Annotated in this window: 18 protein-coding genes; 11 read left to right on the top strand and 7 right to left on the bottom strand. The window is 50.7% G+C overall.

What is annotated here, in order from left to right; all coding sequences use genetic code 11:
• Nucleotides 1-117 precede the first annotated feature (117 nt).
• From groL to groES, 3 genes are read right to left on the bottom strand one after another with little or no spacing between them, the layout of a single operon-like run.
• A complete protein-coding gene (gene groL / locus HMPREF2952_RS00240) occupies nt 118-1,752 on the bottom strand; it encodes a chaperonin GroEL (RefSeq protein WP_049322649.1) in 1,635 nt (544 codons plus the stop codon).
• A 29-nt stretch (nt 1,753-1,781) separates the two neighbouring features.
• Complete coding sequence (locus HMPREF2952_RS00235; RefSeq protein ID WP_049336910.1) at nt 1,782-2,000, bottom strand: hypothetical protein; 219 nt, start codon at nt 1,998-2,000, stop codon at nt 1,782-1,784.
• A gap of 18 nt (nt 2,001-2,018) precedes the next feature.
• Nucleotides 2,019-2,306: a co-chaperone GroES gene (gene groES, locus HMPREF2952_RS00230; RefSeq protein WP_003744509.1), complete on the bottom strand. Its 288-nt coding sequence runs from the start codon at nt 2,304-2,306 to the stop codon at nt 2,019-2,021.
• Nucleotides 2,307-2,724: 418 nt separating this feature from the next.
• Here groES and HMPREF2952_RS00225 point away from each other — a divergent pair, with 418 nt between their 5' ends.
• From HMPREF2952_RS00225 to HMPREF2952_RS00195, 7 genes are all read left to right on the top strand, one after another.
• Nucleotides 2,725-4,740 (top strand): TonB-dependent receptor domain-containing protein, encoded by a 2,016-nt coding sequence (locus tag HMPREF2952_RS00225; RefSeq protein ID WP_049336909.1) that lies wholly within the window; start codon nt 2,725-2,727, stop codon nt 4,738-4,740.
• 115 nt (nt 4,741-4,855) lie between these two features.
• A complete protein-coding gene (locus HMPREF2952_RS00220) occupies nt 4,856-5,818 on the top strand; it encodes a siderophore ABC transporter substrate-binding protein (protein WP_070695158.1) in 963 nt (320 codons plus the stop codon).
• Between the two features lie 227 nt (nt 5,819-6,045).
• Nucleotides 6,046-7,014, top strand: coding sequence for an ABC transporter permease (locus HMPREF2952_RS00215; protein ID WP_070695167.1), 969 nt, complete (start codon nt 6,046-6,048; stop codon nt 7,012-7,014).
• Nucleotides 7,004-7,975, top strand: coding sequence for an iron chelate uptake ABC transporter family permease subunit (locus HMPREF2952_RS00210; protein WP_070695157.1), 972 nt, complete (start codon nt 7,004-7,006; stop codon nt 7,973-7,975). Before HMPREF2952_RS00215 ends, HMPREF2952_RS00210 begins: the two co-directional genes overlap by 11 nt.
• Before the next feature lie 142 nt (nt 7,976-8,117).
• Complete coding sequence (locus HMPREF2952_RS00205; RefSeq protein WP_070695156.1) at nt 8,118-9,983, top strand: acyltransferase family protein; 1,866 nt, start codon at nt 8,118-8,120, stop codon at nt 9,981-9,983.
• 140 nt (nt 9,984-10,123) lie between these two features.
• Nucleotides 10,124-10,750: an FmdE family protein gene (locus HMPREF2952_RS00200; protein ID WP_070695155.1), complete on the top strand. Its 627-nt coding sequence runs from the start codon at nt 10,124-10,126 to the stop codon at nt 10,748-10,750.
• A gap of 83 nt (nt 10,751-10,833) precedes the next feature.
• Complete coding sequence (locus HMPREF2952_RS00195) at nt 10,834-11,592, top strand: iron ABC transporter ATP-binding protein (RefSeq protein WP_049328943.1); 759 nt, start codon at nt 10,834-10,836, stop codon at nt 11,590-11,592.
• Between the two features lie 68 nt (nt 11,593-11,660).
• On the opposite strand, the gene HMPREF2952_RS00190 is transcribed toward HMPREF2952_RS00195, so the two are convergent.
• The 4 genes from HMPREF2952_RS00190 to HMPREF2952_RS00175 form a co-directional block, all read right to left on the bottom strand.
• On the bottom strand, nt 11,661-12,953 hold the full coding sequence (locus HMPREF2952_RS00190) for a valine--pyruvate transaminase (protein ID WP_070695154.1): 1,293 nt from the start codon (nt 12,951-12,953) through the stop codon (nt 11,661-11,663).
• A gap of 140 nt (nt 12,954-13,093) precedes the next feature.
• Nucleotides 13,094-13,252, bottom strand: coding sequence for a DUF1328 domain-containing protein (locus HMPREF2952_RS00185; RefSeq protein WP_039862543.1), 159 nt, complete (start codon nt 13,250-13,252; stop codon nt 13,094-13,096).
• Between the two features lie 72 nt (nt 13,253-13,324).
• Complete coding sequence (locus HMPREF2952_RS00180; RefSeq protein ID WP_063068317.1) at nt 13,325-13,519, bottom strand: CsbD family protein; 195 nt, start codon at nt 13,517-13,519, stop codon at nt 13,325-13,327.
• 301 nt (nt 13,520-13,820) lie between these two features.
• Complete coding sequence (locus tag HMPREF2952_RS00175) at nt 13,821-14,120, bottom strand: porin (protein WP_070695153.1); 300 nt, start codon at nt 14,118-14,120, stop codon at nt 13,821-13,823.
• A 95-nt stretch (nt 14,121-14,215) separates the two neighbouring features.
• Here HMPREF2952_RS00175 and HMPREF2952_RS00170 point away from each other — a divergent pair, with 95 nt between their 5' ends.
• From HMPREF2952_RS00170 to HMPREF2952_RS00155, 4 genes are all read left to right on the top strand, one after another.
• Nucleotides 14,216-15,046, top strand: coding sequence for a carbon-nitrogen hydrolase family protein (locus tag HMPREF2952_RS00170; protein ID WP_070695152.1), 831 nt, complete (start codon nt 14,216-14,218; stop codon nt 15,044-15,046).
• Nucleotides 15,047-15,053: 7 nt separating this feature from the next.
• The gene (gene ruvC / locus HMPREF2952_RS00165) at nt 15,054-15,596 is read left to right on the top strand and encodes a crossover junction endodeoxyribonuclease RuvC (protein WP_070587573.1); all 543 of its coding nucleotides are present in this window, start codon (nt 15,054-15,056) and stop codon (nt 15,594-15,596) included.
• 81 nt (nt 15,597-15,677) lie between these two features.
• Complete coding sequence (locus HMPREF2952_RS00160; protein ID WP_256388729.1) at nt 15,678-16,562, top strand: lipid A biosynthesis lauroyl acyltransferase; 885 nt, start codon at nt 15,678-15,680, stop codon at nt 16,560-16,562.
• Between the two features lie 770 nt (nt 16,563-17,332).
• Nucleotides 17,333-18,127: a 3'-5' exonuclease gene (locus HMPREF2952_RS00155; RefSeq protein WP_070587578.1), complete on the top strand. Its 795-nt coding sequence runs from the start codon at nt 17,333-17,335 to the stop codon at nt 18,125-18,127.
• The last annotated feature ends 29 nt before the right edge of the window (nt 18,128-18,156 follow it).

Raw genomic sequence — 18,156 nt, 5'->3', positions numbered from 1 at the left:
ATTTCTCCGTAAATCATGACATACCCCTCACCATCTTACGCTTCTTTCTGGCAAATAAAAAACCGCACGGCTGCTTGCCGTGCGGTTTTGCTTTTTGTCTGAAGGTTTCAGACGGCCTTACATCATGCCGCCCATACCACCCATGCCGCCCATATCAGGCATAGCAGGTTTTTCTTCAGGGATTTCAGCGATCATGCAGTCTGTGGTCAGCATCAGGCCGGCGATAGATGCGGCGTGTTGCAGCGCAGAACGGGTTACTTTGGCAGGGTCGAGTACGCCCATTTCAATCATGTCGCCGTATTCGCCGGAGCCTGCGTTGTAACCGTAGTTGCCTTTGCCTTCCAACACTTTGTTGACGACCACGCTAGGTTCGCCGCCTGCGTTGGCAACGATTTGGCGCAGCGGAGACTCAACGGCGCGCAATACGATTTGTACGCCTGCGTCTTGATCGGCATTGCCGGTGTGCAGGTTTTCCAAAGCAGCACGGGCACGCAACAGGGCTACGCCACCGCCGGCAACCACGCCTTCTTCAACGGCTGCGCGGGTAGCGTGCAGCGCGTCTTCCACGCGGTCTTTTTTCTCTTTCATTTCCACTTCGGTAGCAGCACCGACTTTGATCACTGCCACACCGCCTGCCAATTTAGCCACGCGCTCTTGCAGTTTTTCTTTGTCGTATTCGCTGGTTGCGGTTTCGATTTGTTGGCGGATTTCGGCAACACGCGCTTCGATTTGGGCTGCGTCGCCGAAGCCATCGATGATGGTGGTGTTTTCTTTACCGATTTCGATGCGTTTGGCTTGACCCAAATCGTCCAAAGTCGCTTTTTCCAGAGACAGGCCGACTTCTTCAGAAATCACCACGCCGCCGGTCAGGATAGCGATGTCTTGCAACATGGCTTTGCGGCGGTCGCCGAAGCCAGGGGCTTTAACGGCAACGGTTTTCAGGATGCCACGGATGTTGTTCACCACCAAAGTCGCCAAGGCTTCGCCTTCTACGTCTTCAGCGATAATCAAGAGCGGACGGCTGGCTTTGGCCACTTGTTCCAAAACAGGCAACAAATCGCGGATGTTGCTGATTTTTTTGTCGAACAACAATACAAACGGATTGTCCAAAGCAGCGATTTGTTTTTCAGCGTCGTTGATGAAGTAAGGAGACAGATAGCCGCGGTCGAATTGCATACCTTCAACCACGTCCAGCTCGTTTTCCAAAGATTTGCCGTCTTCAACGGTAATCACGCCTTCTTTGCCGACTTTTTCCATCGCTTCGGCGATAATCGCGCCGACTTGTTCGTCAGAGTTGGCGGAAATAGAGCCGACTTGGGCGATTTCTTTAGAAGTGTCGCAAGGTTTGGCGATGTTTTTCAGCTCGTCAACCAAAGCGGCAACGGCTTTGTCGATACCGCGTTTCAGGTCGGTCGGATTCATACCGGCGGTCACATATTTCATGCCTTCGGCAACGATGGATTGCGCCAATACGGTTGCAGTAGTGGTACCGTCGCCGGCTACGTCGTTGGTTTTAGACGCCACTTCTTTCACCATTTGCGCGCCCATGTTTTCGAATTTGTCTTTTAATTCGATTTCTTTTGCAACAGACACACCGTCTTTAGTGATGTGCGGGCCGCCGAAAGCGCGGTCGAGTACCACGTTGCGGCCTTTAGGGCCCAAAGTTACGCGTACGGCGTTTGCCAATACGTTGACGCCGTTTACCATTTTTTGGCGAACTTCATTGCCGAACTGTACGTCTTTTGCTGCCATATTTTATCTCCAGAAATTTTAATAATAAGTTAAGAATTTAGGCTGTCGATATGTGTTTGAATTTTTTTCCAAAGCTCCACATCTTTATGTTCATTTTGCGGACGAACAGTACCTGTGTGAAAAACATCTACGATCAAATCACTACCAGGAAAAGTAAACCGCTCAGCATCCTTAATGATACTTTTCTCAGCTTTTAATTTGTCAGTTAAGTAGGATTTCAGTAAATCAAGTTCTTTGCATTTGGTCATAACGTAAATCTCACTAGTTTATTCAACGATACCGAAGATGTCTTCTTCACGCATTACCAACAGCTCTTCGCCGTCGGCTTTTACAGTTTGGCCACTGTATTTGCCGAAGATCACTTTGTCGCCGACTTTGACATCCAGCGGACGGCGCGCGCCGTCTTTACCGATTTTGCCCGCACCTACGGCGATTACTTCGCCCATGTCGGGTTTTTCAGCAGCCGCACCCGGCAAAACGATGCCAGAGGCGGTTTTTTCTTCAGCTTCTAAGCGTTTGACGACTACGCGGTCGTGTAAAGGGCGGATGGTCATGTCTTAATGCTCCGATAAATAAATAGATTGAAAACAATTGTCTGTCGGACATGACAGACACGGTTTGCTTGGAAATAGCGGCACACTTAGTAGAAAGCCTGCCGTAATGGCGAGTAGATTTGGGTTGTTTGCGACAAATTCAAGGGAAAAAGTAAAAATTTCTATGCAGTCTTTCCAAATATTTTCATACGCAAAAATGCCCGATCACATATTTTTCAGACGGCCTGATATACCAACTGCAAAGTTCGTTTAAAAACAACCCATTTCCTTAACAAATTCAATACAACTCTTTACAACTGTTTCTTTTATATGCATTATTATAAATGATGATTATTCTTAATTGCATATTTTTAAAGATAATTTCTCTTTATTTGCTTTTATTTTTTTATTACTGTCATTTTATTAAGGACATTTCTCAATGAATACGCCCCTGTTCCGACTGAGCCTGCTGTCACTGACACTGGCAGCCGGTTTTGCCCATGCAGAAAATGAAGCCAAAGACAATGTTGTGCTTGATACCGTTACCGTCAAAGGTCAGGCCACAAGCGCCACACATCGCGTAACGACAAAACGTATGGAAGAAACGACTTCCACTGATTTAAAAGACGTATTGTTCAACGAACCCTCTATCAGTTTCGGCGGCGGCAACGGTCAGTCGCAGTGGGTAACCATCCGCGGTATGGGACAAGACCAAATAGACTATAAAGTTGACGATACTTACACCGACAGCCAGATTTTCCACCACAACGGCCGCTTTATGCTTGACCCCGCATTGGTAAAAGTCGTTGCCGTGCAAAAAGGTACGGGTTCGGCCTCCGCAGGTATCGGTGCAACCAGCGGCGCGATTGTTGCCGAAACGGTTGAAGCCAAAGATTTGCTGAGAGAGGGTCAAAACGTCGGTTTCAAAGTCAATGCCGGCATCAGTAGCAATAAAGGCTATTCACGCGGCGCAAGCGTTTATGGTCAGGCAGGCGGTTTTGACGCTTTGGTTTCAGGCAATTTCGTACGCGACAAAGAATACACGGCAGGCAAAGGCTACCGTAATCTGCTCGGAAGCGATAAGGTTTTAAACAGTGGATTGGGTTCACGCGGTTTGCTGGGCAAAATCGGCTATCGTTTCAACGAGGACAACCGTATTGAATTAAGCCACCGCCAAGAGAAGCAATATGGGGAACGCGCCCTGCGCGAAGAGTTCGATTTCTCGCAAGTATTCCAAACCGACCGCCGTACGGGTCAATACGTTTTGGATGCCAACGGCAACCGTATTCCGAATGTCGCCACCAACTCGCCGCGTTACCGCACACTGACCCAAGACACCACCAACTTGGAATTCAAAGGCGGAAACTTGGGCTTTATTGACAAAATCAAAGCCAATGTTTACCGTTTGAATACCAAACGTGATGAAGCCCCCAGTCCAGATTATGAATTGGACGGCGAAGTACGGACATACGGAGCCAACCTCAATCTCGACAGCCGTCTATTTGACCGCCATACCTTGAAATACGGAGTAAACTGGCGCACTCAAAAAAGCAGCTCAAAAGGAGAAAACAGCGAGAAGAAAAGCGATGCCGGCGTATATGTAGAAGGCATTTGGGATTTCTCACCGGTTACGCTGACCACAGGTTTGCGCTATGACCGCTGGAAAATGAAAACCAGCAGTAATACAGAAAATTCAGACGGCAACCTCAATCCAAGCATCGGGTTGGTTTATGACATTACCCCTGATTTTTCCATCAACACCAGCCTGAACTATGCAACCCGCAGCCCCCGCCTGTACGAAGCAGCTTTAGCAAACAACAGGCCGATTATTTCATCACCTGACTTGAAAGCAGAACGCTCGCGAAATGCAGAAATCGGCTTTAACTACCACTGGAATTCTGCCCTGACGCTCTCCGGCAGCTATTTCCATCAGCAAATCAAAGATGTACAGGCCATCCGTCAAGAAGGACGAAACAACGTCTGGTATAACGGCGGCAAGCTGAAAAACACAGGTTACGAACTGAATGCAGCCTACCGCTGGAAAGGTCTGACCGCACGTGCAGGCGTAGCCTACAGCAAACCGAAGCTGAATGGCGATACCGCTGACAAAGTAACGACCGCCATCCCGATGGGACGCACATGGACAACCGGTCTCTCTTACCAATTCGACAATCCGAATCTGGAAATCGGCTGGCGCGGACGTTATGTCCAAAATGCAGGCTATGCCCCGACCTCGCGCGGCTCTGATGTGGCTCTGAATGTCGTCCGTGCAGGCTACGGCGTCAACGATATCTTCGCCAACTGGAAACCGACAGGCAAAGACGACTTGAACGTCAACTTCTCCGTCAACAATGTCTTTGATAAAAACTACAAGCCGCACAGCCAACGCGCAGGTGCCAATTCCCTGCCTGAACCAGGCCGCGATGTCCGCCTAAGCGTGAACTACCGCTTCTAAGCAATCAGCTTGAAAAAGCCGTCTGAAAACAAAAGTTTTCAGACGGCATCTAGCTTTATAATCCGATACAAGTTATCATTTCTATTTACTTTATTTCCGACCACGGAGAAACCCTATGTTACGTTTGACCGCTTTAGCCGTATGCTGCACCCTCGCTTTGGGTGCGTGTTCACCGAAAGATTCTGCGTCCAACCAAGCCCAAACTGCTTCCGCTTCTGCCGCCCAAACCGAAGGCGCAAGCCTGACGGTGAAAACCACGCGCGGCGATGCGAAAGTGCCGCAAAATCCGGAGCGTATCGCCGTTTACGATTTGGGCATGCTTGACACTTTAAACAAACTGGGCGTGAAAACCGGTTTGTCCGTCGACAAAAACCGCCTGCCCTACTTGGACGAATATTTCAAAACCACGAAACCTGCCGGCACGCAGTTTGAGCCTGACTACGAAGCACTCAACGCTTACAAACCGCAGCTCATCATCATCGGCAGCCGTGCAGCCAAAGCGTTTGACAAGTTGAACGAGATCGCACCGACCATCGAGATGACCGCCGAAACCGCCAATCTGAAAGAAAGCTCAAAAGAGCGCATCGACGCACTGGGTCAAATCTTCGGCAAACAGGCCGAAGCGGACAAGCTGAAAGCGGAAATCGATGCTTCGTTTGAAGCGGCGAAAACTTCTGCGCAAGGCAAAGGCAAGGGTTTGGTGGTATTGGTCAACGGCGGTAAGATGTCGGCTTTCGGCCCTTCCTCACGTTTGGGCGGTTGGTTGCATAAAGACATCGGCGTTCCCGCTGTTGATGAATCGATTAAAGAAGGCAGCCACGGCCAGCCTATCAGCTTTGAATACCTGAAAGAGAAAAACCCTGATTGGCTGTTTGTTTTGGACCGCGGCGCGGCCATCGGCGAAGAAGGTCAGGCTGCGAAAGATGTGTTGAACAATCCACTGGTTGCCGAAACAACTGCATGGAAAAAAGGACAGGTGGTTTACCTTGTTCCTGAAACTTATTTGGCGGCCGGCGGCGCGCAAGAATTGCTGAACGCTTCCAAACAGGTAAGCGATGCGTTTAATGCGGCCAAGTAATTCGGCGCTGGCATAGCCGCCCGCTTCTTTCAGACGGCCTGAAGGGTTTGATGATACACAGGGTCAAGCTGCTTGACCTGAAGTCATTGGATTTAGGCCGTCTGAAATACATGGTGCAAATGGACAATTTTTGCCTGTTTGCATCTGTTTTTATGATGGGCAAACCTGCTTTTTTGCCAAATACCTTAACCCTTCTTTCAGACGGCCTTATTTTTCCGAACCATTTTATGTTTCACAAACCTTCATTTTTAAATGCGGCCAACGGTGTGGCGCTGCTGATATTGTTTGCCGTCAGCCTGTCGGTCGGCGTGGCCGAATTCAAATGGTCCGCCCTGTTTTCGCTATCCGACAGCCAGCAGGTCATGTTCATCAGCCGCCTGCCGCGCACGTTTGCGATTGTGCTGACGGGCGCGTCGATGGCGGTAGCCGGCATGATTATGCAGATTTTGATGCGCAACCGTTTTGTCGAACCGTCGATGGTGGGCGCAAGCCAAAGCGCGGCTTTGGGTTTGCTGTTGATGACCCTGCTGCTTCCGGCCGCGCCGCTGCTGGCAAAAATGTCGGTTGCCGCCGTTGCCGCGCTGATCGGGATGCTGGTCTTTATGCTGCTGATCCGCCGCCTGCCGCCGACCGCGCAACTGATGGTGCCTTTGGTCGGGATTATTTTCGGCGGTGTGATTGAGGCGGTGGCCACCTTTATCGCGTATGAAAACGAAATGCTACAAATGCTCGGCGTGTGGCAACAGGGCGATTTTTCCGGCGTGTTGCTCGGGCGGTATGAATTGTTGTGGGCAACGGGGATTTTGGCTTTGTTTGCCTATTTGATTGCCGACCAGCTGACGATTTTGGGTTTGGGCGAAACGGTAAGCGTGAATTTGGGGCTGAACCGGACGGCGATTCTGTGGTCGGGGCTGATTATTGTGGCGCTGATTACGTCTTTAGTGGTCGTGACGGTCGGCAATATTCCGTTTATCGGCTTGGTCGTGCCGAACATCATCAGCCGCCTGATGGGCGACAAGCTGCGCCAAAGCCTGCCTGCAGTGGCCTTGCTGGGCGCGTCTTTGGTGTTGCTGTGCGATATTGTCGGACGCGTGATTGTGTTTCCGTTTGAAATTCCGGTCTCTACGGTTTTTGGTGTGATGGGGACGGCTTTGTTTTTGTGGCTTTTATTAAGGAAACCTGCTCATGCCGTCTGAAAAAAATATCGGTTTTATGGCAGGAAGCAGCCGTCCGTTGTGGGTCGCCTTTGCACTGTTGCTGGTTTCCTGCGTTCTGTTTATGACGCTCAACGTCAAAGGCGATTGGGACTTTGTCTTGCACCTGCGTCTGACCAAACTTGCCGCGTTGCTGATGGTCGCCTATGCGGTCGGCGTGTCCACTCAACTCTTCCAAACGCTGACCAATAATCCGATTCTGACCCCTTCGATTTTGGGTTTCGATTCGCTGTATGTGTTTTTACAGACCTTGCTGGTGTTTACGCTCGGTGGCGTGGGCTATGCTTCCCTGCCGTTGACGGGTAAATTCGGCTTTGAACTGGTCATCATGATGGGCGGCTCGCTGCTGCTGTTCTACACGCTCATCAAACAGGGCGGACGCGATTTGTCGCGTATGATTTTAATCGGCGTGATTTTCGGGATTTTGTTCCGCAGCCTGTCATCGTTGCTTTCGCGCATGATCGATCCCGAAGAATTTACCGCGGCGCAGGCGAATATGTTTGCCACCTTCAATACCGTCCACTCGGAATTGTTGGGCATCGGCGCAGTCGTGTTGCTCATCAGCGCCGCCGTGATCTGGCGCGAACGCCACCGCCTCGATGTTTACCTGCTCGGCCGCAATCAAGCCATCAATTTGGGCATCAACTACACGCGCAATACCTTATGGCTGCTGTTGTGGATCGCCGCGCTGGTTGCAACTGCGACCGCCGTTGTCGGCCCGGTAAGCTTTTTCGGCCTGCTGGTTGCCGCGCTGGCCAACCATTTTTCCCCGTCGGTCAAACATTCCGTCCGCCTGCCCATGACTTTTTGTGTCGGCGGCATCCTATTGGTCGGTGGGCAAACCATCTTCGAACACTTCCTCGGTATGCAGGCAGTATTGAGCGTGGTCGTCGAATTTGCAGGCGGATTGGTATTTTTATATTTGGTGTTGAAAAAGAAATAAATTAAACGTGCCCAAACGTTCGCAAAAATAAATTCAGGCCGTCTGAAATCCATGTTTAAAAAATATTTAATCCTTGAAATGAAACTAAATTTCTGACATGTACTCATAGTAAACATTACTGGATTTACTAGAATTACAAAAAATGAGCACGACATTAAAATACCGTCCCGACTTGGACGGCATACGGGCTTTGGCAGTCTTGGCTGTCATTATTTTCCACATTGACGCCGCTTGGCTGCCCGGCGGCTTTCTCGGCGTGGATATGTTTTTCGTCCTGTCCGGCTACCTGATCACCACCATCATCAGCCGCGAAATGCAAAACGGCAGTTTTTCGTTTTTAGAGTTTTACAAACGCCGCGCGAAGCGCATTTTGCCTGTTTTTTCCTGCGTATTGCTGTGTACGAGCTTGGCCGCCGCAATCTTTTTCTTGTCGTTTGACCTGCGCCAATACGTCAAATCCGCAGTGTTTGCGTTGCTGTTTTCGGCCAACCTGTTTTTTGCACGGCGCGGCGGCTATTTCGATGCCGACGCGGCGGAAAAACCTTTGCAACACATTTGGTCTTTATCTCTAGAAGAGCAGTTTTACTTTGTTTTTCCAGTTTTGCTGATTGCCTTTTTCCGATTCGGCAAAGGGCGAAACATCCGCCAATTCATTCTTTTGCTGATTGTATTGAGCCTGTTGTCCGTCTTTTTGCCCACCTTCGGCATGGATCCTTATTTCCTGCCTTATGTGCGCGCATATGAGCTGCTGATCGGCGCACTTTTTGCCTTTATTCCGCCCTCCCAAACCAACGACCGTTTCAGCACGCCTCTGGTCGGCTGGGCGATGATGGCGGTGATTGCCGCCATGCTGCTGCTTCCTTACGGCGTGTTGCCCGGCGAAGGCAATATCGAACGGCTGCTGTGCTGTACGGCGGTTGGCAGCTTGATTTACTCGGGCAAAACCCTGCAAACGCAAAACGGCTTCAATACCGCCAAACTGTTGAGCCTCAAGCCCGTTGTGTTTATCGGTTTGATTTCCTATTCGCTGTATCTCTGGCATTGGGTGGTCTTGGCCGTCATGCGCTATGTTTACATGGACAACGCTTTGCCGATGTCCGCGATTGTATTGGCAGTGGTGCTGATGTCCGGCTTGTCTGTTTTGTCCTATTACTTCGTCGAAACACCGGCGCGACGGATAAAGAATTTCACCACCAAGAAATTCATTGGAGTAATCGCCGCTTATTTCGCCCTGCTGATTCCTGCCGCCGGCTACCTGCTGACTGCCAAACCGGCCGCATACGAGGCAAACCTATATACGGTTGACGAAAGTAAAATCTGCGCAGATACCTTAACCAAAACCGACTGCGCTGTCGGTGCGGAAAACCAAAGCAGCAAAGTCCTGCTGATGGGCGACTCACACGCCGCCCACCTGACGCCATTTATCGATATAGTGGGCAAACAGGAAGGCTTTGCCGCCGACATTATCTCGTCCAACAGTTGCGGCGTTGCCTTCGGCTTCCTCCTGCCTCAAAGCGACCGCCGTGCCAACCGTTGCAACCCTTACAACCGCTTTATCGCACAAAAGGTCGAAAACTATCCGGTGGTCTTTATCTCGCAACGTTGGTTCCTGCATACCGACAAGCCCGGTTTTACGGAGCATTTCGGCAAAATGCTCGATACCCTGATCCAACAGGGCAAGCAGGTTTACGTCTTTGCCGACACGCCGATGAACGCGCAACTGCCCCTGCGCCATTACTACCTGAAACAGCGTCTCGGCATCGATATGCAATACGTTTCCGAACATAAAAAAGCGGAAATTGCCCGCTCCGCAGAAGCGGACAAAACCATAGAAAACATCGTCAAACAGCGGCCTGCCGTGCATTGGGTCAACATCATGGGGCCGATTCCGGCAGATAAAACCATAGACGGCCTGCCGATATATTTTGACACCAACCACCTCAATACCCACGGTGTGACAAAACTGGCGGAAAAATTTATACAGGACAAAAAAATACTCCTAAAATAACACCGCAGTTTCAGTCCGAAACCTTTGCCGCAATACTGAATGCAAATGCCGCTCAAAGCACAACAAACAGTATGCCGCAAAGGTTTCAGGCCGTCTGAAACCTTCAGACGGCCTAAGCAAACCCATAAAGGACAACCCTCATGACACAAGAACGCCTCCCTTCATTCTTCGATGACGCCCCGACCATTACCGTCCAAGACGCATTGGCCGACTTCCTCGGCGCGGCCGAAAACGGCATCCTCACTTACCACTACGCCGATGCCGTGCGCTTGTGCGGCCATTCCTGCCCGACCGTCGCCGGCGCCTACCTGATGGTCATTAAAGGCCTGAAAGCCCTTTACGGCACAGAGCTGCCGCAACGCGGCGACATTGAAGCCTTTATGCAGGGCGAGCGTGACGAGGGCACGACCGGCGTTACCGCTTCCGTCGTCCAACTCCTTACCGGCGCTGCACCCGAAACCGGCTTTGGCGGCGTAGGCCCTGCCGGACGCTTTGCCCGCCGCCACCTCTTGTCCTTTGGTGCAGGCGAAATCAACGGCACACTCGCGCTCCGCCGCCGCGATACCGGCAAAACCGTTGCCGTCAGCCTCAACGCCGCTCTCCAACTCTTTGCCCCGCAAATGCGCGACATTATGCCCAAAGCCGTCAGCGGCAGCGCAAGTGCCGATGAACTCAAACAATTCGGCGAGCTTTGGCAAGAACGCGTCCGCGCCTTCCTGATTGACCAAGCCGACAATCCCGAATTTGTCACCGTCAGCGAAATCTAAAAACACCATACAGGAATAAAATTCAGACGGCCTCATGCTGAAAGGCCGTCTGAAACCCCAACTTCCCATTTTCGGACCCGCCTATGATTACCATCCGCAACGTCAGCCACACCATCGGCAGCAACCCCATCCTCAACGACGTCAGCCTCGACATTCCCGAAGGCGGCATTACCGCGCTAATCGGCCCGAACGGCGCAGGCAAATCCACCCTCCTCTCCTTTATGGCGCGCCTGCAGCCCTTGGTACATGGCGACATCAGCTACGCAGGCAAAGACATCAAAACTACCCCCACCGCCGAACTTGCCCGTACGCTCTCTATCCTCACCCAAGAAAACAGCATCATGAGCCGCATTACCGTGCGCGACCTGCTCATGTTCGGCCGCTATCCCTACCACCAAGGCAGGCCGTCTGAAACAGATAAAACCATCGTCGAAGAAGCACTTGCAGAGTTCCACCTGCAAGACTTTGCCGACCGCTACCTGACCGAGCTTTCCGGCGGCCAACGCCAACGCGCCATGATTGCCATGGTGTTCTGCCAGCGCACCGACTACGTTTTGCTGGACGAACCGCTGAACAACCTCGACATGTATCATGCCCGTTCCCTCATGCAAATCCTGCGCCGACTGACCGACGAACACAAGCGCACCACCGTCGTCGTCCTGCACGACATCAACCAGGCCGCCGCCTATGCCGATTACGTCGTCGCCATGAAAAACGGCCAAGTCGCCATGCAGGGCAAGCCCAACGATATTTTCACCGCCGAAAACATCAAAACCCTATTCGATATGGACGTCAACGTCCTCGATTACGAAGGCAAAAAACTGGTTATCCACCATATCTAAATCCGACAAAAAGGCCGTCTGAAACCCGATTGTTCAGGTTTCAGACGGCCTTTGTCTATTCAAAGCGTTTATTTTTTATCGTACAAACCGCGCACCACGCGACCGATTGCGGCAATGCCTTTTTCCAGCGTTTCCGCGTCCTGCGCAATGCTCATGCGGATGCACTCGTGGGCGTGCGGATAGTCTTGCCTATCGATGCTGACAAAGAAATGCTCTCCCGGAATAATCAGCGTGCCTTCGGCCTTGAGCATTTCGTACAAGGTTTGCGACGAAACAGGCAGGTTTTCAAACCAAAGCCACAAGAAAATCGCACCTTCAGGCTTGTGGATTTTCAACGGATACGCACCCAATTCGCGTTTGAGCAGCGAGACGGCAGTTTGCGCCTGCCGACGGTAAAACGGCTGAATCACTTGGTCGGACAGCTGTTTCAGACGGCCGTCGTTTAACAGCGGAGCCGCAATCGCCGCGCCAAAACGGGTTGGCGACAAATTCACAATCGCATTCAAACTGCTGACGGCTTTGACCACTTCCGGCGCGGCGACAATAATGCCGGTACGCACGCCGGGCAGGCCGATTTTAGAAAGGCTGAAGCAGAGGATGATGTTTTCGTGCCAGTTGAGCGTCACATCGCTGTAAATAATATTCGGAAACGGCATTCCGTAAGCGTTGTCGATAATCAGCGGAATCCCGTGTTCCTGCGCCAACGCGTCCAAACGCGCCATCTCGCCGTCGGTCAACACATTGCCGGTCGGGTTGGTCGGGCGCGAACAGCAAATCGCACCGATTTTGCCCTCTTTCAATTCAGACAGGCTCTCCAGCGCGTCAAAGTCCACGCGGTATTTGAAAAATCCCGCTTCGCCTTCGTGTTCGACATTTTCGATTTTCGGTTTTACCGAAATAAAATGCTGCCCCTCGACATGCACGTCGGCATAACCGATATATTCAGGCGCCAGCGGCAACAAAATGGCTTTTTCAGCCGTTTGGCCGTCTGAAAGATTGAATTTACCGCCAAACAGGTTGAACAAATAGAAAAACGCGTTTTGCGAACCATTGGTCAGCGCGATATTGTCCGCCGTCAGGTTCCAGCCGTATTCGCGGTTGAGAAACTCAGTCAAAGCCGCAATCAGCGCCGCATCGCCCTGCGGATTGGAATAATTGCCGATATTCTCAACAGCGTGTTCCGCCGCCAGTTTAGAAAACACATCGGCGAACACCGCATTGACTTCAGCAATCTTCGCCGGATTGCCGCCGCCAAGCATGTTGACGGGCTTGTCACTTTTGAGCGCATCGCCCAAATCGTCCATCAATTGCAAAATGCCACTGTGTTGTGTGAATTTTTCACCGAATGCTGAAAACTGCATGGAAACTCCGTTGCTGGGTGTGTAAAAAAATAAACCGCTATTATAAGAACAAAGACCGTCTGAAAACCAGTTATCCTGATTTTTCAGACGGCCTATTTGACGGAATGGTGGCTTGATACAACCTTATCGGTCTACAGGTATTATTTCTTCCTGCCAAAAATCAGTGATATCACCGACAAGATCAAGAAACCGGCAAATAAAATTTTGGCTATGCCTGCCGCACTACCTGCAATGCCACCGAAACCTAATACAGCTGCAATAATAGCGATGATAAAGAAAACGATCGAATAATGAAGCATGATTTTTTCCTTTCGGTTTAATATAAAAACGGTTGAGGGAGAGACGACCGTTTATTGGGAAATTCAACGGTCTTAGCTGTTCAACCAATCATCAATTTCTTTTTCAGCTTCATCTTTAGTGCGACCGTAACGCTCTTGGAGCTTACCAGCCAACTGATCGCGCTTGCCTTCGATGATTTCTAAATCGTCGTTTGTCAACTCGCCCCATTTTTCTTTGGCTTTACCTTTAAGTTGCTCCCATTTTCCTTTGATAATATCTTCATTCATGGTTATACCATCCTATCTTATTGATTAATATTTAACTCACGGATAAAACCGCTTGCATTTAACCTTACTTGATAATTTTTTAATTTGCAAGCAATGCCAATGCTGATTTTTTAATCAGCTACCCAATATTTTATTAATTTCTCAAATAATCAATAAGTTATACAAACCTGTTAAATTTTGAAAATATTAAGATATTATTGATTGCCGCCTTTTAAGTGTATTCTTTAAATCAATCGACCTCACTATAAAAAACAGGCCGTCTGAAAATCTTTCAGACGGCCTGTACTATTCAATCTTTCCTTTAACGGCCAAAATTCTCGCGGCGTTCGCGCCAGTCTTGGCGGATGGAGCCGCTTTTACCGACCGGTGTGTCTTGTTCGACTTCCCAAATAAAATTCGTTCCGCCGCCAATCGGATGCGAGCCGCGTAAACCGATGTGGCTGCCTTGGTCGGCAACGGCGGTTCGGCTGTATGTTTGGCCGCCGAAACGGGTTTGCGAGGTTTCGATACCGCTTTTGATGCTGCCGTAAAGCTGTAAGTCGGCATGTGCGGCGAGTGTGGCGGTGGAAAGTGCGGCAGTGAGGAGAAGTTTCAAGTTCATGGTTTATCCTTTTTTTGGAGAGGAATTGTGTGACGATTGTATCGGCCTTGTGCGTAAACAAGTTACAATTCTTGCAAAATCTGACAGGAGTTTTGATGATGCGCTCTTTACGTGCCGCCGCTGTGCAAATGGTGTCGTCCACCGACCCCGAAACCAATATTTCCACCATGAAGCGCCTTGTCTGCGAGGCGGCCGAACAAGGGGCGGATTGGGTGTTGCTACCCGAATATTGGCCGCTGATGGGCAAAAACGACACGGACAAACTGGCATTTGCCGAGCCTTTGGACGATGGAAGAGTTGGCGAAACCTGCGACACCCGTTTTCAGACGGCCTTAAGCGAAACGGCAAGGGAATGCGGCGTGGTGTTGTTTGGCGGTACGGTTCCACTGCAAAGCCCAGACGCGGGCAAGGTGATGAATACAATGCTTGTATATGACCGCGACGGCAACCGAATCGGGCTTTACCACAAAATGCACCTTTTCGGCTTTTCCGGTTTGGGCGAACGCTACGCCGAAGCCGATACGATACTGGCGGGCAGCGATGTGCCGAAGTTAAGCGTGGACGATGTTCCGCTGGCGGCCGGGGTCTGCTACGATTTGCGCTTTCCTGAGTTTTTCCGCGCCCAGCAGCCGTTTGATGTTTTGCTGTTGCCGGCCGCGTTTACCTATACGACCGGCAAGGCACATTGGGAATTGCTGCTGCGCGCCCGTGCAGTGGAAAACCAATGCTACGTCATCGCGTCGGCACAAGGCGGACTGCATGAAAGCGGCCGCCGCACATTCGGCCACAGTATGATTATCGACCCTTGGGGCGATGTGTTGGCGACGTTGCCCGAAGGCGAAGGCGTGATTTGTGCCGATTTGGATACCGCGCGACTGCAAAGCGTGCGCACGCGCCTGCCTGCCCTGAAACACCGACTACTTTAAACACACTATGTCCCACTCCCAACCCACACGCATTCTCGGCATCGACCCCGGCAGCCGCGTGACCGGCTTCGGCGTTATCGATGTCCACGGCCGCGAGCATCATTATGTTGCTTCCGGCTGTATCAAAACGCCGACCGGCGCGTCGCTTTCCGAACGCATCGCCGTAATTGTCCGCCATATCGACGAAATCATCCGCCACTATCAGCCGCATCAGGCGGCCATCGAGCAAGTCTTCGTCAACGTCAATCCGGCCGCGACGTTAATGCTCGGTCAGGCGCGCGGTGCGGCGATTGCCGCTTTGGTCATGCACGACTTGCCCGTGTTTGAATACACCGCGCTTCAAGTCAAGCAGGCAGTGGTCGGCAAGGGCAAGGCCGCCAAAGAGCAGGTGCAGCATATGGTAGTCCAAATGCTCGCGCTTTCAGGCACGCCGCAAGCCGATGCCGCCGACGGACTCGCCGTCGCCCTCACCCACGCCCTGCGCAATCACGGATTAGCTTCGCAACTCAATCCCGAAGGCCTGCAGGTCAAACGCGGCCGTTTCCAATAGTAAGCCGACATTCAGGCCGTCTGAAATCGTGTTCCAGCCCGTTTTCAGACGGCCTTTCGGTTATAATAACCCTTTGCCCACATACAGCGAGCCTGCATGAAAGCCGCCTTCCTTTTTCTCTACCTCATCCGCCTGCTGCCTTTTTGCGTGTTGCACAAAATTGCCGACGCGATCGGTATTCTCGCCTATTACGCAGTCAAACCGCGCCGCAAAGTCGGCGAGGTCAACCTCAGAAAATGCTTTCCCGAGCTGAACGACAGCCAGCGCACCGCCCTGCTCAAACGCCATTTCCAACACATGGCCAAGCTGATGCTCGAATACGGCCTCTATTGGTATGCGCCTGCGGACAAACTGCGCTCGTTGGTGCGCTATCAAGACAAACACCATCTTGACGAAGCCCTCGCCGCCGGCGAAAAAGTCATCATCCTCTATCCGCACTTTACCGCATTTGAAATGGCGGTTTACACGCTCAATCAGGATGTGCCGCTGACCAGCATGTATTCGCACCAAAAAAACAAAGCCCTGGACGAGCAAATCCTGAAAGGCCGTCACCGCTACAACAATGTTTTCCTGATCGGCCGCACAGAAGGCCTGCGCGCCATCATCAAGCACCTGCGCAAAAGCAATGCGCCCTTTCTTTATCTGCCCGACCAAGACTTTGGCCGCAACGATTCCATTTTCGTCAATTTCTTCAGCATTCAGACGGCCACGATTACCGGTCTCAGCCGTATCGCCGGCATGACCAAAGCCAAAATCATTCCCGCCATCCCCACGCGCGAAGCCGACAATACCGTAACCCTGCGCTTCTATCCGGCTTGGGACAATTTCCCGACCGAAAATGTCGAAGCCGACACCCAGCGCATGAACGACTTCATCGAAGAGCGGGTACGCGAGCATCCCGAACAATATTTCTGGCTGCACAAACGCTTCAAAACCCGTCCCGAAGGCGAAAGCAGCTTTTACTGACTACATAAAATTACAATTTAAGCATGAAAAAGCGGTAAAACCTTTCTTTTGCCGCTTTTTCATTTTAGTTGTATCAAACTCAAGCTCAGCTTCAATTTCAAACAATCAAATCAAATTCCACTTTAAATGCTTTAAAAACAACTTTTTTCAAGGCAATTGAAACTTTCAAACAACCTTATATTTTTTCTCAAATAAAAAACGCCCCAGCCAATACCCTTTTCATTTATATGTTAAATTTAATTTCATTTAAAAACAAAATGTTATAAAATAACCTTTAAAATAAAACAAATTTTAATCATTCGAAATATGAAATTAAATTAAATTTAAAGCAAGAAATACAAAATAAACATCTAATTTTAAATTAATTATGAAATTTAATTGCAAAATTATGACAATAACCGCAATTTACCCTGAACCAAACCTTCAGAAAAAAACACTTGGCAAACTGTAAAATTTCGCGTAAATTTCACTACATCAAATTACAAGACATTCAGACGGCCTCAGCCGGTTTTAAATGTTTTTGTAAGCAGTTTTCTGATATTGCAAGCAATTGCAGTATTTTTAGAGGATTTCGGCGCAATACCCGAAATGAAAGTTTACCGGTGCAGAGTTGAGCTGTATCTGTAAAGCCGCAGGTGAAAGCCTGTATTGTTTGTGAAGCGTAAATCTCTGATTTGAGGTATTGGGGCAATCCTGTGGGGGATTGCCTCTTTTTTTATCTGAGCCGTCATGCCACAATGGCATCATTCCTTATCCAACCCGAACACGCCATGACCCCGATACTCGCCTTCGACATCGAAACCATACCCGACGTAAACGGCATCCGCCTGCTTTACGATTTGCCTGCCGATTTGCCCGACAACGAAGTCGTCCTGTTTGCCCAACAGCAACGCCGCGCCAAAACCGGCAGCGACTTTATGCAACACCATCTGCACCAAGTCGTCGCCATCTCCTGCTGTATGCGCTGGGGGCAGGACAAAATCCGCGTCAGCACCATCGGCGATCCCGAAGACAGCGAAGAAGTCATGATTGCCAAATTCTTCGAGGTTATCGAAAACTATACGCCGCAACTCGTCAGCTGGAACGGCGGCGGTTTCGACCTGCCCGTCCTCCACTACCGCGCCCTGATACACGGCATCAGTGCCGCCCGCTACTGGGACATGGGCGACGGCGACTTTGGCGACAGCCGCGACTTTAAGTGGAACAACTACATCAGCCGCTACCACACCCGCCATTGCGACCTAATGGATTTGCTCGCCCTCTACCAACCGCGTGCCAGCGTGCCTTTGGACGATATGGCCAAACTCTGCGGTTTCCCCGGCAAATTGGGCATGGACGGCAGCAAGGTTTGGGACGCTTATCACGCAGGCCGTCTGAGAGACATCCGCGACTATTGCGAAACCGATGCCGCCAATACCTACCTGATGTACATGCGCTTTCGCATGATGAGCGGCGCGCTCGATGCCGACGAATACGAAGTCGAAATCAAACGCATCAAACACTATCTGGCCGCACAAGCCGAAGAAAAACAACACTGGGCGGAGTTCGTCGCTGCTTGGCGTTAAACCAGGCTGTCTGAACAGCTAAACCAAAA

Origin of the sequence: Neisseria sp. HMSC068C12 (assembly GCF_001814095.1) — a bacterium.
Taxonomy (GTDB): Bacteria; Pseudomonadota; Gammaproteobacteria; order Burkholderiales; family Neisseriaceae; genus Neisseria; species Neisseria perflava.
Note: the sequence above shows the minus strand (reverse complement) of the source record. Positions and strands in the feature narration are given on the sequence as shown.